This is a genomic window from Lederbergia graminis, from assembly GCF_042655485.1.
GTDB lineage: Bacteria > Bacillota > Bacilli > Bacillales > Bacillaceae_C > Lederbergia > Lederbergia graminis.
The window spans coordinates 516,308-530,799 of sequence record NZ_JBHSMC010000001.1 but is presented as its reverse complement, the minus strand read 5'-3'; the positions used below and the strand labels follow the sequence as shown (position 1 = coordinate 530,799).

Here is a 14,492-nt window from a genome sequence, read left to right as displayed (position 1 = left end):
ATTAACTAGGGGGACTTTAGAAAAAATGGGTAAGTTAACGAAAGACCGCATCAAGCAATTAGCAGAAGAACAAAATGTTAAATTTATTCGGTTGCAATTTACCGATATCTTAGGCACTGTCAAGAATGTAGAGATCCCAATAAGCCAATTAGAAAAAGCATTAGACAATAAAATGATGTTTGATGGTTCATCTATTGAAGGGTTTGTTCGGATTGAAGAATCTGATATGTATTTGTATCCTGATTTGGATACATGGGTAGTATTTCCGTGGACTGCTGAAAAGGGGAAAGTAGCAAGATTAATTTGTGATGTATACAACTCGGATTTAAAACCATTTGCAGGAGACCCACGCAGTAATTTAAAAAGAATCTTAAAAGAGATGGAAGGGTATGGTTTTTCTAGCTTTAATCTTGGACCAGAACCTGAATTCTTTTTATTTAAACTAGATGAAAATGGTGACCCGACATTAGAATTAAATGATCATGGTGGATATTTTGATCTCGCTCCAACTGATCTAGGGGAAAATTGTCGTCGTGATATAGTACTAGAGTTAGAGGAAATGGGCTTTGAAATCGAGGCTTCTCATCATGAAGAGGCACCTGGGCAACATGAGATTGATTTCAAATACGCTGATGCAATTGCAGCATGCGACCAGATTCAAACATTTAAATTAGTGGTAAAAACAATAGCACGTAAACACGGACTACACGCAACATTCATGCCCAAGCCTTTATTTGGAGTTGCTGGGTCTGGTATGCACTTTAATATGTCCTTATTTAAAGACGATGAAAATGCTTTTTATGATGAAAACGGAAAATTACAAATGAGTGAAACTGCTTTTCAATTCTTAGCAGGAATACTAAAGCATGCACCAGGATTTACTGCTGTTACTAATCCTACAATTAACTCTTATAAGAGATTAGTACCTGGCTATGAGGCACCTTGTTACATTGCATGGTCTGCACAAAATAGAAGTCCTTTAATTAGGATTCCTTCTTCACGCGGGATGAGTACACGGATTGAAGTGAGAAGTGTTGATCCAACAGCAAATCCGTATTTAGCAATGGCTGTGCTTTTAAAAGCAGGCTTAAGTGGGATTGAAGATAAATTAACACCTCCACATCCAGTCGATCGTAATATTTATACAATGAACAAACATGAAAGAATGGTGGAAGGGGTTCACGATTTACCGTCTAATTTACACGAAGCAGTTATGGCTCTAAAAGAAGATGAAGTAATTAAAGCGGGGCTAGGACATCACATTTTTGAAAACTTTGTGGAAGCGAAAGAAATTGAATGGGATATGTTCCGTACTCAAGTCCATCCTTGGGAAAGAGAGCAGTATTTAAAACAATATTAATTGTTGAGTATTAGATAAGATTGTATTTGAACCACTAGCCAAACTATTTCTTGAATTTTTTCAAGTTAGTTTGGCTTTCTTTTAAAATATTCAGCCTCATTATCTAAGAAACAATATATTAAGGACATTTCCAATTATTCCGAATTAATTCGATATTTTATTACAATATTCGTATATTTATTGAACAAGGAAAATAGTTGTGATAAAATTAACTGTACTTTCAAGTGGTACATAATTCTTTTTAGCAGGGACAGTTTATACTCTTTGAGAGGTAAACTGTCCCTGCTAATATATGATAATTGCTGCATGAATTAGTAAATAGCGCTTTAAAATTTTCCTCATATGGCTGCTGTTTATATTGAAAATTTAGTAGATAAAGATACGCATCATTGGGAATAGGAGGATGATTTATGATTGAAACAATCGACAACAACGCTAAGTTAAGAAGTGATGTGAAAAAGCTAGGAAATATTCTTGGAGAGATTCTCATTCATCATGGTGGGATGGAGCTTTTCAATAAAGTTGAAACAATTCGTGAGCTAACAAAAACTTTAAGAAAAGAATATAACCAAGAGACATATAACGAACTAAAGAATGAAATAAGTTCATTAGAACCACCTATGCGTCAATATGTTATTCGTGCTTTTTCAATTTATTTTCACTTGATTAATATTGCAGAACAAAATCATAGAATACGTAGGAGAAAGCAATACTTACTCGAAGAAAATAGCTACCAAAAATATTCATTAGAAGATGCTGTTTCGAGAGTGAAGGAGTATGATCTTTCCAAAGATGCTCTAGAGGAAGTATTAAATGACTTATCTATCGAACTAATTATTACTGCACATCCTACAGAAGCAACAAAAAGATCTGTTTTAGAAATTCAAAAAAGAATTTCCAATATTTTAATACAACTTGATAGCAATAACCTCACCAAAAAAGACCGTATCAACTTAGAAGATAGCTTATTCAATGAAGTAACGGCTTTATGGCAAACAGATGAATTAAGACATCGCAAACCGAAAGTACTCGATGAAGTTAGAAATGGTTTGTACTATTTTGATGAAACATTGTTTGACATTATACCTTCCGTACATGAAGAATTAGAATTGCAATTAAATGAAACTTTCACAGATCATAAATTTGAAGTACCGAATTTCTTGCATTTTGGTTCTTGGATCGGTGGAGACAGGGATGGAAATCCTAATGTAACTACTGATATCACTTGGACTACTTTGAATTTACAACGTGAACTTGTCCTTAAGAAATACGATGAGTCACTAGTTGAATTAATGAAGCGATTCAGTCAGTCAACAAATCGAGTTGAAGTTAGCAAGGAACTAATTGAATCTGTTGTGAAAGAAGAACAAAACTACTTACAGGAAGAAGAAAGATGGCAAATTGATTCGGAAATATACCGTCGAAAATTTGCGATTATCATTAAACGTATTCGTGAAGTAGGAAAATCAAATGTTGGCTATCGTACCGCTGAAGAATTTCTAAATGATTTATTACAAGTAAAAAATAGCGCAGAAATGCATCAGCCACTTAATCATAGGTTAAAAGCAATCCGTAGATTAATTAGACAAGTAGAATTGTTTGGTTTTCATTTAGCAACATTAGATATACGAAATCATAGCGGAGAGCATGAGGCTGCAGTAAATGAAATGTTGAGAGCTGTTGGAATTGCGGATAATTATTCTGCTATGTCCGAAGCTGAAAAACAAGCAACTCTACAAAATGTGTTAACAGACCCTCGACCATTGTTATTATTTGAGGGCGGGTACACAAAAGAAACAGAAGAAGTTATTAAAGTATTTAAAATGATAAGAAATGCACATAAAGAATTTGGTAAGCGATCCATTGAAGTTTATTTAATAAGTATGACTCAGGCACCAAGTGATTTATTAGAAGTTCTAGTACTTGCTAAAGAAGCTGGAATTTACCGTCTTCATGCCGATGGAACAGTGGAAAGTGATCTTCATATTGCTCCATTACTAGAAACGATTGATGATTTAATTGCTGGACCAAAGATTATGAAACAGCTTTTTGAAATGAAAGCTTATCGAAACCACCTTGAAAAACGAGGAAACCATCAAGAGATTATGCTTGGATATTCTGATGGAAGTAAAGACGGTGGTACACTAACAGCTAACTGGAAACTATTTAAAGCACAACAAGAAATCCATAACATGGCACGTGAACATAATATTAGATTGAAATTTTTCCATGGTCGTGGTGGATCACTTGGTCGTGGTGGTGGTTCCTTAAATACAAGTATTCTTTCCCAACCAGTAGAAACATTGGGCGATGGTGTGAAGATTACAGAGCAAGGAGAGGTTTTATCTTCCCGTTATTTACTAGAAGATATTGCTTATCGTAATTTAGAACAGGCTGCATCTGCTTTATTAGAGGCATGTGCACGCTCTAGATCCTCCGAGCTAGTAAATTTACGTGAAAAAGAATGGGAAGATGCAATGGAGGAAATCTCCAAGTATGCATTAAGAAAATATCAGTCCCTCGTTTTTGAGGATCAAGATTTCTTAACGTATTTTAACCAAGCAACTCCTTTGAATGAAATTGGTGCGTTAAATATTGGGTCTAGACCAATGAGTAGGAAAAATAGTCAACGTTTTGAGGATTTGCGCGCAATTCCATGGGTGTTTGCATGGACGCAATCTAGACAAATGGTGCCTGCATGGTTTGCTGCTGGAACAGGAATCGAATCCTTTATTAATCAGGATCCATCCAATTTAGAATTGCTACAAGCGATGTATAAAAAATGGCCATTCTTCCGATCCACTATTAATAACCTGCAAATGGCATTAATGAAGGCAGACATTGCGACAGCTAAGGAATATTTAACATTAGTTGAAGATCAAAATATAGCTCAAAGAATATTCAATACCATTTCGGACGAATATAATCGTACTCGAAATATGTTATTAAAGATTACTGGAAATTCAGAATTGCTTGATCACACTCCGAATATCCAAGAATCTGTTTATAGAAGGAATCCTTATGTAGATCCTTTGAATTTCTTACAAGTAGATTTAATTAAGAAACTTCGTGAAACTGATCAGCCATCGGAAGATCTCGTCACGGAAGTATTACTTACAATTAATGGCGTAGCCGCTGGTCTTGTAAATACTGGTTGATGTAAATAAAAAACACTCTTGTGACTTTCGATATTCACAAGGGTGTTTTTTTGTTCAATATATTCCTCTTTATACTCCTTTATCAATTTTTAATCATAGTCTATTAATTTGTTCATATAAATAAGTATAAATCACAATTAATGTAAGGAATGAAGACGATGATAAAAATTGCTGCCCGATCTTCTCTATTAATCATAAGTATATTTTGCCTTGTTGCTATCATCGCTGTTTCCAGTGTGAGAATAAGCTTCTTCTCTTTTTTAGGTAATGATATCTCAAGGACTGATTCTCTCCTTTATATGATGTCGATGGAAAACCGATCCCTAGAACCAATCATTCCAAATAAAATGGATAGTTCATTAAGTAAAAATGCATTGAGATTATTCACTAATATTAATTTAGTAGATTTAAAAACGTATTTAATAAGCGAAATCCCTGGTTTAGATGCAGCTACACCAAAAATCCTTATTGCTGGTGAAGGTACAGATTTTACAAATCTACCAATCGAATCACCACCGCCAAAAGATTTAGATATTTGGGGTGATGATATCGATAATAAGGATGATGATGAAAAAGTAGATGATAAAAAACAAGAAACAAAAGATTATAAGGTTTATATATATCATTCGCATGATACAGAATCGTATTTTCCTATGTTAAAAGGGGCAGATACGAACAAACCAAATCTAGCATATAGCAAGGACAAAAACATTACCCAATTTGGAAAGCGACTTGGTAAAAAGTTAGAGGAACGAGGTATTAAGACATTAGTAGAAACATCAAGTGTTCAAAAAGAATTAGTGAAAAGAGGAATGAGTTTTGGACAATCTTATACCGTATCACGTGAAATGGTCGTAGAAGCAACAAAGCAAAATAAGGATATAGATTTAGTTTTTGATCTTCATCGTGATTCTGCTAGAAAAAGCGTTACAACCAAAAATATTAAAGGAAAAGATTATGCAAGTGTTTTATTTGTAGTAGGAACAGGACATGCAAACTTTAAAGAAAACTTAGATTTAGCTGATAAACTTCATAAGTTACTAGAAAAGAAGTATTCTGGTTTATCTAGAGGTGTTTTTGAAAAAGAAAGAAAGAATGGTAATAACGGAATTTACAATCAAGATTTAAGTGAGGGTTCAATGTTAATTGAAATAGGAGGTATTGATAATACACAAGAGGAGTTAAATCGTACTGTAGACGCATTAGCTGACGTCATAAGTGAGTATTATTGGGGAGAAGCTGTAGAAGTGAGTAAATAATAAAAAGGAGCCTTATCAAATACGAACATGAATGATGAAGGCTCTATTTTTATCTTTAATGAATTACATTACGATATAGTCCAATTACTTTTCCTAAAATAGAAACTTCTCGTAAAATAATCGGTTCCATATTAGCATTTTCCGGTTGTAGGCGGAAATAGTCTTTTTCTTTAAAGAATCGCTTAACAGTTGCTTCATCCTCGTCCGTCATTGCAACTACAATTTCACCATTATTGGCAGTATGTTGTTGACGTACAATGACATAATCTCCATCTAGAATACCAGCTTCAATCATACTCTCACCTACGATTTCTAACATAAAAACTTGCTCATCCGTAGGTACAAGCTGTTCTGGAAGAGGGAAGTATTCCTCAATATTTTCAATAGCAGATATAGGTAAACCAGCTGTAACTTTTCCGACTAACGGTACATTCACAGTGTTTTGTTTTGGGATATTGTCTTCTTCCAGCTGTAATACTTCAATTGCTCTCGGCTTTGTTGGGTCTCTTCGAATAAGTCCTTTACTTTCCAACCTAGCCAAATGCCCGTGAACAGTGGAACTAGAAGCAAGTCCAACAGCTTCTCCGATTTCACGGACAGAAGGTGGATATCCCTTTGATTTTACTTCTTGTTTTATAAAATCAAGAATATCTTGCTGTCTTTTCGATAGTTTAATCAATCTATTTCACTCTCCCTTGAATGACATTCATTTAAACACATTATATCAGACTAGTTAATAATACACAAACATAAGTTCGAATTCTCTGTTGACACAAACCTACGTTCGCATTATAATCAAATTAACGAAAATACGAACAAATATTCGAAAGAGGTTATTTTATGATTACTTTATTGAAAAAAAACTCATATATTATCCTATTCTTTATCATTTCTTTTCTAATGGGCTTATTTATTCTATTTAGTTCAGAACAAAAGGAAAATACGAATGTTAGTATAAAAGTAGAGCAAGGTGATTCTATTTGGTCCATCGCTGAAAACTATGCAGATTCATTAGGGATGTCAACAAATGAAGTAGTACAATTAATAGAAAAAGAGAATAAAATATATAACAAGTCTATTAAAACTGGTGATATAATAACAATTCCTGGTTTACAAATTGATAATAATGACGAATTTCAGATTGCTTATGAATAAATGAAGGTGAAATAATAAATGAAAGTAATTATTTATTGTCGCGTGAGTACGAATAAAGATGTTCAAGAAACATCACTTGAAAGACAAGAGTCAGAATTAATAGCTGCAGCTCATAAATGGAATTTTTCTATTGATAGTATAATAAAAGATAAGGCCAGTGGATATGAATTAGATCGCCCAGGTGTATTTACGATGTTAGAGAAGATAAAAGTAGATCCTCAAATACAGGGAGTACTGATTCAGGACGAAACTAGATTAGGAAGAGGCAATGCTAAGATTGCGCTACTCCATTGCTTAATGAAAGAAGATATACAAGTTTATAATTATTCGCAAAATGGTGAGTTAATCATTTCAGAAGCAGATTCCATGGTCCTTAATATAGTTAGCATGGTAGAAGAATACCAAAGGAAACTCCATAATTTAAAGATTCAACGTGGCATGAAAAGGGCTGTTGAGAAAGGCTATAGACCTGAAAGAAATTTAAAAAATAGAGGTAATCTAGATGGTCGCGAACGAAAAGACATACCAATCGAAGAAATCGTTAGATTAAGAAATAATAACTTGACATTTGCTGACATAGCTGCAACTTTAAGAGGTTTTGGGTATGATGTTTCAAAAGCTACTGTCCATAGACGTTTTCAAGAATATTTAAACAATAGTAATTTGAAAGCTTAATGATATATGGGGTTGAAAAATATCCCAATTCTATGTAAAGTTCAGATCAGTTGTGATCTGTGCTTTTTTTTAGTACCATATTTTTGTGCCAACTAACAGTTAGGCAATAACGTTAAAGGAGTCTTTCTATGCTATCTAAAGAAAAATTACAAAGAATAAATGAATTAGCAAAAAAGGCAAAAGAAGGTAGCCTTACAAAAGAGGAGGCGAAGGAACAATCCAAATTAAGAGGGGAATATTTACAGACATTTCGGTCTTCAATGAAGCAAACAATAGAAAATGTCCGTATTTTTGATGAGACTGGGGAAGACGTAACACCTCAGAAAGTTAAAGATATTCAAGCTAAAAAGAAACTTCATTAATTAAATTATGAATAAATGTTAAACAAAATTATATATTTTCTAACTTTTTTCATTTTCAATACGGAAAATAGTTGTCTAATCGACAAAATATCCTTATGATAGTAATGAGGAAACTATAGAAAGGTTGTTGTTGTTATGTTTAATGAAACTGATCAATTAGCTGTAAACACAATTAGAACTCTTTCAATTGATGCAATTGAAAAGGCTAATTCAGGACATCCTGGTTTACCAATGGGTGCTGCACCAATGGCATACACATTATGGACTCGTTTTATGAACCATAATCCAAAAAACCCAAATTGGTTTAACCGTGATAGATTTGTTCTTTCTGCTGGTCATGGATCAATGCTACTATATAGCTTGCTTCATTTATCTGGTTATGGTTTAGACATGGAAGAGATTAAAAACTTCCGTCAATGGGGAAGTAAAACTCCTGGACATCCTGAGTATGGCCATACACCTGGTGTTGAGGCGACAACTGGTCCATTAGGACAAGGTATTGGGATGGCTGTTGGGATGGCAATGGCTGAACGTCATTTAGCATCTGTTTACAATAAAGATGGCTATAACTTAGTAGACCATTATACATATGCTCTATGTGGAGATGGCGACTTAATGGAAGGTGTTGCTTCAGAAGCAGCTTCATTAGCAGGGCACCTACAATTAGGTAAACTAGTTGTACTATATGATTCTAATGACATTACACTTGATGGAGAACTAGATAAATCATTCTCTGAAAGTGTTGCTGATCGTTTTAAATCATATGGATGGCATTATATCCGTGTCGAAGATGGAAATAACTTTGAAGAAATTGCTAAAGCAATTGAATCTGCGAAAGCGGAAACATCTAAACCAACAATGATTGAAGTAAAAACTGTAATTGGTTATGGTTCTCCAAACAAGTCAGGTAAAGCTGATGTTCATGGTGCACCACTTGGTGAAGATGAAATGAAGCTTACAAAAGAATATTATAAATGGACATTTGAAGAAGATTTCCATGTACCTTCTGAGGTATATGAAATTTTTGAAAATAAAGTTGTTCAACACGGAAAAGCAAAAGAAAATGAATGGGATCAACTTTTTGAAAATTACAAGAAAGAAAATCCTGAACTAGCAGCACAATTTGAAGTTGCCGTTTCTGGTGAACTACCAGAAGGTTGGGATCAAGCTGTTCCTGTTTACGAGGAAGGCAAGAGCTTAGCAACAAGAGCTTCAAGTGGTGAAGTTTTAAATGCAATTAGTAAAAATCTTCCATCGTTAATAGGTGGAGCTGCTGACCTTGCAGGATCAAATAAAACTGCAATTAATGGCGAATCAGATTTTAGTGCAGAAAACTATGCTGGAAGAAATATTTGGTTTGGTGTAAGAGAATTTGGTATGGGTGCTGCGATGAATGGTATGGCATTGCATGGTGGAGTTAAAGTATTTGGAGGTACTTTCTTCGTATTCTCTGATTATTTACGTCCTGCAATCCGTCTTGCTGCACTAATGGGATTACCAGTAACATACGTATTTACACATGATAGTATTGCAGTAGGGGAAGATGGTCCAACACATGAACCTGTAGAGCAACTTGCATCTCTACGTGCTATGCCAGGACTTTCCATTATCCGACCAGGTGATGCGAACGAAACAGCAGCAGCATGGCGTCTAGCAGTTCAATCAAAAAATAAACCAACTGCTCTTGTATTAACACGTCAAAATCTACCTACCTTACCAGGAACTGCTGAAAAAGCATATGAAGGTGTAGAAAAAGGAGCATATATTGTATCACCTGCATCTGGAAACAATGTAGATGCACTGTTACTAGCAACTGGTTCTGAAGTTAGCCTAGCTGTTGAAGCGCAAAAAGAGCTTGCAAGCAAAGGGATTAATGTATCCGTTGTAAGTATGCCATCTTGGGATCGCTTTGATGCACAATCAAAAGAGTACAAGGATTCTGTACTTTCACCAACTGTGAAAAAACGTCTAGCTATTGAAATGGGAGCTTCTTTTGGCTGGCATAAATACATTGGCGATGAAGGCGATGTTATTGCTATTGATCGTTTTGGTGCATCTGCTCCAGAAAAAGTTATTTTACCTGAATATGGATTCTCCGTAAGTAATGTAGTAGAGAAAGTTACTACATTAGTTCAAAAATAATAATATAAACATGAAGAGAGGATATTTTCCTCTCTTTTTTTTGTTTTTTTGCAGGAAATAAAACATTTTTAAAGAATAATTATCAATAAGTACACTATTAGACATTATTTTCAACGAACCTCGTCTACAATGATAGTAAAGATGACAGAGGAGTGATAATCTATGATGAGAGTCTATCTTATTTATTTAATAGAAGATGAATTTGCTGAATACTTTTATGGTCGAGAAAATAAATTTGTAGAACTTTTTATTGCTCAGTCAAAAGAAAAAGGGGCATTACAAACTGTTGTTCAAAAACAAATTCAATACATAACAAAACCCCTCCCATATTTGGAATTGCATAAACATTTATCACACTTCGTTCAAAGAAAAGAATTTTATATTAAAGGAAAAGTATACTGTGTTAGAACAAATAGTGATGAAGAAGGTGCGGAATTAACTGTAGGAGAAAGAAGTCTGCAATTAAAAGCATGGGGAGGTTATTCCGCTGAATCTGCTTTTTTTGAAGCATTGCGCAAATTCGATGGCCGTTTTCTAGCAATGGATATGGAACATAATCAATATGGTTGGGTAAAACCAATAAAAGAGAGGAAATTCGTTTGAATTATCGTTGTCGATTATTGTAAATTAGTTGTGGATTTAGTAAACTGAGGTGTAGACAACTTGAAGGAGGAAAACGTATGTGGTATTGGTATCTTTTAACCGGCATTTTAGCTCTTGTAGCTGGTGTAGCCCTCGGGTTCTTTATTGCCCGTAAATATATGATGACATATTTAAAAAAGAATCCACCTATTAATGAACAAATGCTGAAAATGATGATGATGCAAATGGGTATGAAGCCATCACAAAAGAAAATCAATCAAATGATGCAAGCAATGAATAAACAAATGAAATAATAAAAAGGTTGCTTTATAAGCAACCTTTTACCTATTTCATTTTGTTAGAACTGTCTTTATGAATATACCCATATGGGTGAATTCTTCATTAAAAAGGTAGTTTTCAAATTAGTTTTATCTTTTGTATTTTCGTAACTAAACCACTTTTTCTGATGAAAGTTTATCAAGAAAGGTGGTTTTTATTATGTCATTGTAGTGTTTGTTGCACATTTGATTTACCTGAAAATAACTTCCATTGTGACTATTATGAATTACTTGTTAATGGTAAAATAGACCTAAGTTATAGAAAAATGTCGGGGTTTACTACTAATAATTTTAATGAGATAAATCAGAGGATAATAGAGTGCTATGACAGAATTTAATTACCTCTTATAAATAATAATGAATGAAATTATTGTACATAAGGAAGTGATAAAATGTGAAGAAGTCTTTTCAAATCACAGGTATTATTTTGTTATTAGTATTTATTACTACCTATACTATATATAAAGAACATGAAAACGAAGAAAAAAAAATTAACAATATTGTTGGCCTTGGTAGTTCACTAGGAACTTTAAAAGAAAAATATGGAAATGCCAAATATATATCAGGAGGTTATTTTTTTGAGGCTGAGCACATCTTTGTGTCTACTCCAATAACTTCTACAAATGAGGAGCTCGTTGCACATCTTTCCATCAATTTTGAGTCCACTGACAATCCATTTAGAACGCTAGATGAAGTGTTAGAATTAGGGAACACTTTAATACCACCAGATGCTGTAAAAAAACGCCAGAATGATTTTATTATAAATGAAGATTATACGGAAACTATTATTGAGTATAAAAGTGTCCAGTTAGCAAAGTTAATTAATAATCAAGAATTATATGGTGATGCTGAAATTGGAACCTTTGTTTTACACCTAGTTAAGTATACTGGCAATGAATTGGACGTAGGTTATACTGAACTAACAATTAGTACTGGTAACCCATACCGTGAAAGATATAAAGGTTATGATTTTTTTTATTAGCTCTGTTAAACGCTGTTGTTGATTTTCGCTCCTGTACACTCGCTTTCCGCGGGCACGGCCTCAGCTAACTTGGCAAAGAAAAACCGCTTTGCCAAGTGGATCTTCGGCTCGTGCTGTTCCCGCTGGAGTCTCGTGTACATCCGCTACAATCAACTAAGTTGTTAACAACAATGAACTTTAACAGAGTCTTTCTATTAAAGAATGAAATGATAGAGGTTTTTTTATGGTCAATGAAAAATCTAATGAGTCTATAATGGCTGGGTATCCATTGGAACCTTTTTTTATGGAAATAGCTTTCACACAAGGTTCACACTAACTTGTGTGAAATTTGGTAGAATGGTGATATAAGTTTTGGAGGTGTCATTTTATTTGGCTGAAAATATAAATATATTTATTGCTTTTGGTGCAGGCTTTTTAAGTTTTATTTCACCTTGCTGCTTACCTTTATACCCAGCGTTCTTATCTTATATAACTGGTATGTCTGTAAGTGACTTGAAAAATGAAAATGCGATGTTTAGAAAACGAAGTATGTTACATACGCTCTTTTTCTTACTAGGGTTTTCGGTTATATTTATAGCTTTAGGATTTGGTTCTTCCTTTATCGGAACTGTTTTTCAAGACTATCAAGACTTGATTAGGCGAATAGGGGCCATTTTTATTGTTTTATTTGGTTTAATAATAGCCGGTGTTTTATCTCCAGAATTTTTAATGAAGGATCGTCGCTTTGAATTTAAGAATCGTCCTGCTGGATATATTGGTACATCATTAATAGGAATGGCATTTGCTGCCGGCTGGACGCCTTGTACAGGTCCTATTTTAATGGTTGTATTAAGTCTTGCAGCAACTAATCCTGGTTCGGGAATGTTCTATATGATTGCGTACACATTAGGATTTGCGATACCATTCTTTATTTTATCTTTCTTTATTGGCAGAATGAATTGGATTCGCAAACACAATGTGAAGATCATGAAAATTGGCGGAATCATCATGATCATTGTTGGTATTATATTATTTTTTGATGGTTTAACATTAATCATTAGTTTTTTCTCGTTGTTCTTCGGTGATTTTACTGGTTTCTAAGGAAAGAAAAATGCAGCTCAATAAAAGAGCTGCATTTTTTATTGTTCAAATAAATGTTCGTAAGGCGAAACATCTATTTTTAATTCATCTAATTTTTTTCGTAAAAATTTATGATCACGTTTCGGTGTTGCGATTATGTACCCTCTAATTATCACGTCAGTATCAATCCTCTTTAACTTTTCATTTAAAGCTAATTCACCAATTTTACCAGCAATTTTTTGCCTAGCAATATCTCGAAATAGCTCTGGTACAGGACTGACAAGTTCATCTAGTAATTCTTTCTCCTCATCATTCCAAAGCTTACTAGTTTTACTAACATAATATTCTTCCCAATCCATATCGGATTTTCCATCTGCTTTAGGTAGACGTTTTAAAAACTTTCGAAACATAAAGAAGCCACCAATGGCAAAAAATGTTATTAATACGACTGTCCAAAACAAAATAAACCATAAAAACCAACCATCAAGTTGCATTACTTTCACCTCTCTTAACCCAAACCAGTCCCTTTTATTATAGCCAATACAAAATCGGAATGACAAGTAAACAAGGATAAACGTATTAGTAATAACGCTAGTTTTCATAAATATGACATCTTTTATATTTTAGGGTGTCTTTTATCGTAGTTCATTTCTATATAAACAGTGAGAGGGGGTGAACAGCATGGCAAATGCAGTATTAAAAGCATCAAGATTAAGGTTGATTTTTGATTATGGTTTTGATGAAGACAACAAGCCTGTGTATAAGAGTAAGACATACAATAATATTCGCCAAGAAGCAGATGCTGATCAGCTATATCAAGCAGCTCAAGCAATTGGTAGCTTGAAAGCAGAGGCGATATGGGAGATTGAGCGTAATGACACACTAAATATTGATGAATAACTACATGTTATGTAATAGAAAGGAGGTGGCAATATGAAAGTATTAGAATTAATTTTCCTTACTGATTTAGGAAAAACTACAAGAATTACAGTAGACGATCCACAAGAACCGATTGACACAGAAGCGGTAAAATCAGCAATGCAATCTATCATTGAGTCAAATGTGTTTATCGATAGTGACGGTAACTCTTATAGTGAAATAAAAGGTGCGCGTCTCGTGGAACGAAGCGTAACGGAATACGAGATATTATAATAAATGAGGAGCTGTCCAAGTACAATGATACTTCTTAGGACAGCTCCTTTTATTTCAAAACGAAGGAGATGATAATCATCGATCAGGTATTACCCTTTATTAGTGAAGTAGGATTTCCAATTATCGTGACATTTTATCTTTTGTATCGAATTGAAGCGAAATTAGAGTCTGTTATTCAATCTATTCAAAGTCTACCTGAGAAAATGCAACGTCTATAACCTGGAAAGAGGAGCCAACTATGTTAAATAGTTGGCTATTTACTTGTCTA

16 protein-coding genes are annotated in these 14,492 nt (G+C 34.0%); 14 read left to right on the top strand and 2 right to left on the bottom strand.

Annotated features, from left to right (window positions below; genetic code table 11):
- Nucleotides 1–25: 25 nt before the first annotated feature.
- The 3 genes from glnA to spoIIP all read left to right on the top strand — a co-directional run bounded on the left by glnA (nucleotide 26) and on the right by spoIIP (nucleotide 5,777).
- The gene (gene glnA, locus ACFPM4_RS02785; protein WP_144920973.1) at nucleotides 26–1,360 is read left to right on the top strand and encodes a type I glutamate--ammonia ligase; all 1,335 of its coding nucleotides are present in this window, start codon (nucleotides 26–28) and stop codon (nucleotides 1,358–1,360) included.
- 410 nt (nucleotides 1,361–1,770) lie between these two features.
- Complete coding sequence (gene ppc, locus ACFPM4_RS02780) at nucleotides 1,771–4,518, top strand: phosphoenolpyruvate carboxylase (RefSeq protein WP_144920971.1); 2,748 nt, start codon at nucleotides 1,771–1,773, stop codon at nucleotides 4,516–4,518.
- Nucleotides 4,519–4,676: 158 nt separating this feature from the next.
- Nucleotides 4,677–5,777, top strand: coding sequence for a stage II sporulation protein P (gene spoIIP, locus ACFPM4_RS02775; RefSeq protein ID WP_382347467.1), 1,101 nt, complete (start codon nucleotides 4,677–4,679; stop codon nucleotides 5,775–5,777).
- Between the two features lie 55 nt (nucleotides 5,778–5,832).
- On the opposite strand, the gene lexA is transcribed toward spoIIP, so the two are convergent.
- Nucleotides 5,833–6,456 (bottom strand): transcriptional repressor LexA, encoded by a 624-nt coding sequence (lexA, locus tag ACFPM4_RS02770; protein WP_382347464.1) that lies wholly within the window; start codon nucleotides 6,454–6,456, stop codon nucleotides 5,833–5,835.
- A 161-nt stretch (nucleotides 6,457–6,617) separates the two neighbouring features.
- Between lexA and yneA the strand changes: the two genes are divergently transcribed.
- The 8 genes from yneA to ACFPM4_RS02730 all read left to right on the top strand — a co-directional run bounded on the left by yneA (nucleotide 6,618) and on the right by ACFPM4_RS02730 (nucleotide 13,093).
- Nucleotides 6,618–6,932, top strand: a complete 315-nt coding sequence (yneA, locus tag ACFPM4_RS02765; RefSeq protein WP_382347461.1) for a cell division suppressor protein YneA — start codon at nucleotides 6,618–6,620, stop codon at nucleotides 6,930–6,932.
- A gap of 18 nt (nucleotides 6,933–6,950) precedes the next feature.
- Nucleotides 6,951–7,607, top strand: coding sequence for a YneB family resolvase-like protein (locus tag ACFPM4_RS02760; RefSeq protein WP_382347458.1), 657 nt, complete (start codon nucleotides 6,951–6,953; stop codon nucleotides 7,605–7,607).
- Nucleotides 7,608–7,735: 128 nt separating this feature from the next.
- Nucleotides 7,736–7,969: a DUF896 domain-containing protein gene (locus ACFPM4_RS02755; protein ID WP_144920962.1), complete on the top strand. Its 234-nt coding sequence runs from the start codon at nucleotides 7,736–7,738 to the stop codon at nucleotides 7,967–7,969.
- Between the two features lie 135 nt (nucleotides 7,970–8,104).
- Nucleotides 8,105–10,111, top strand: a complete 2,007-nt coding sequence (tkt, locus tag ACFPM4_RS02750; RefSeq protein WP_382347454.1) for a transketolase — start codon at nucleotides 8,105–8,107, stop codon at nucleotides 10,109–10,111.
- Between the two features lie 162 nt (nucleotides 10,112–10,273).
- Entirely contained in the window at nucleotides 10,274–10,714 is a 441-nt protein-coding gene (sirA, locus tag ACFPM4_RS02745) for a sporulation inhibitor of replication protein SirA (protein ID WP_382347451.1), read from the top strand.
- A gap of 77 nt (nucleotides 10,715–10,791) precedes the next feature.
- Complete coding sequence (locus tag ACFPM4_RS02740) at nucleotides 10,792–11,007, top strand: YneF family protein (protein WP_144920956.1); 216 nt, start codon at nucleotides 10,792–10,794, stop codon at nucleotides 11,005–11,007.
- 418 nt (nucleotides 11,008–11,425) lie between these two features.
- Complete coding sequence (locus ACFPM4_RS02735; RefSeq protein ID WP_382347448.1) at nucleotides 11,426–12,013, top strand: hypothetical protein; 588 nt, start codon at nucleotides 11,426–11,428, stop codon at nucleotides 12,011–12,013.
- A gap of 369 nt (nucleotides 12,014–12,382) precedes the next feature.
- Nucleotides 12,383–13,093, top strand: a complete 711-nt coding sequence (locus ACFPM4_RS02730; protein WP_144920952.1) for a cytochrome c biogenesis CcdA family protein — start codon at nucleotides 12,383–12,385, stop codon at nucleotides 13,091–13,093.
- A gap of 38 nt (nucleotides 13,094–13,131) precedes the next feature.
- Here the strand turns inward: ACFPM4_RS02730 and ACFPM4_RS02725 are convergent, their stop codons facing one another.
- Nucleotides 13,132–13,566: a DUF2621 domain-containing protein gene (locus tag ACFPM4_RS02725; RefSeq protein WP_144921048.1), complete on the bottom strand. Its 435-nt coding sequence runs from the start codon at nucleotides 13,564–13,566 to the stop codon at nucleotides 13,132–13,134.
- A gap of 187 nt (nucleotides 13,567–13,753) precedes the next feature.
- Between ACFPM4_RS02725 and ACFPM4_RS02720 the strand changes: the two genes are divergently transcribed.
- The 3 genes from ACFPM4_RS02720 to ACFPM4_RS02710 all read left to right on the top strand — a co-directional run bounded on the left by ACFPM4_RS02720 (nucleotide 13,754) and on the right by ACFPM4_RS02710 (nucleotide 14,442).
- The gene (locus tag ACFPM4_RS02720) at nucleotides 13,754–13,972 is read left to right on the top strand and encodes a DUF1659 domain-containing protein (RefSeq protein ID WP_144920950.1); all 219 of its coding nucleotides are present in this window, start codon (nucleotides 13,754–13,756) and stop codon (nucleotides 13,970–13,972) included.
- A 33-nt stretch (nucleotides 13,973–14,005) separates the two neighbouring features.
- The gene (locus ACFPM4_RS02715) at nucleotides 14,006–14,224 is read left to right on the top strand and encodes a DUF2922 domain-containing protein (RefSeq protein WP_382347444.1); all 219 of its coding nucleotides are present in this window, start codon (nucleotides 14,006–14,008) and stop codon (nucleotides 14,222–14,224) included.
- Between the two features lie 77 nt (nucleotides 14,225–14,301).
- Nucleotides 14,302–14,442: a YvrJ family protein gene (locus ACFPM4_RS02710; protein ID WP_144921046.1), complete on the top strand. Its 141-nt coding sequence runs from the start codon at nucleotides 14,302–14,304 to the stop codon at nucleotides 14,440–14,442.
- Nucleotides 14,443–14,492 lie beyond the last annotated feature (50 nt).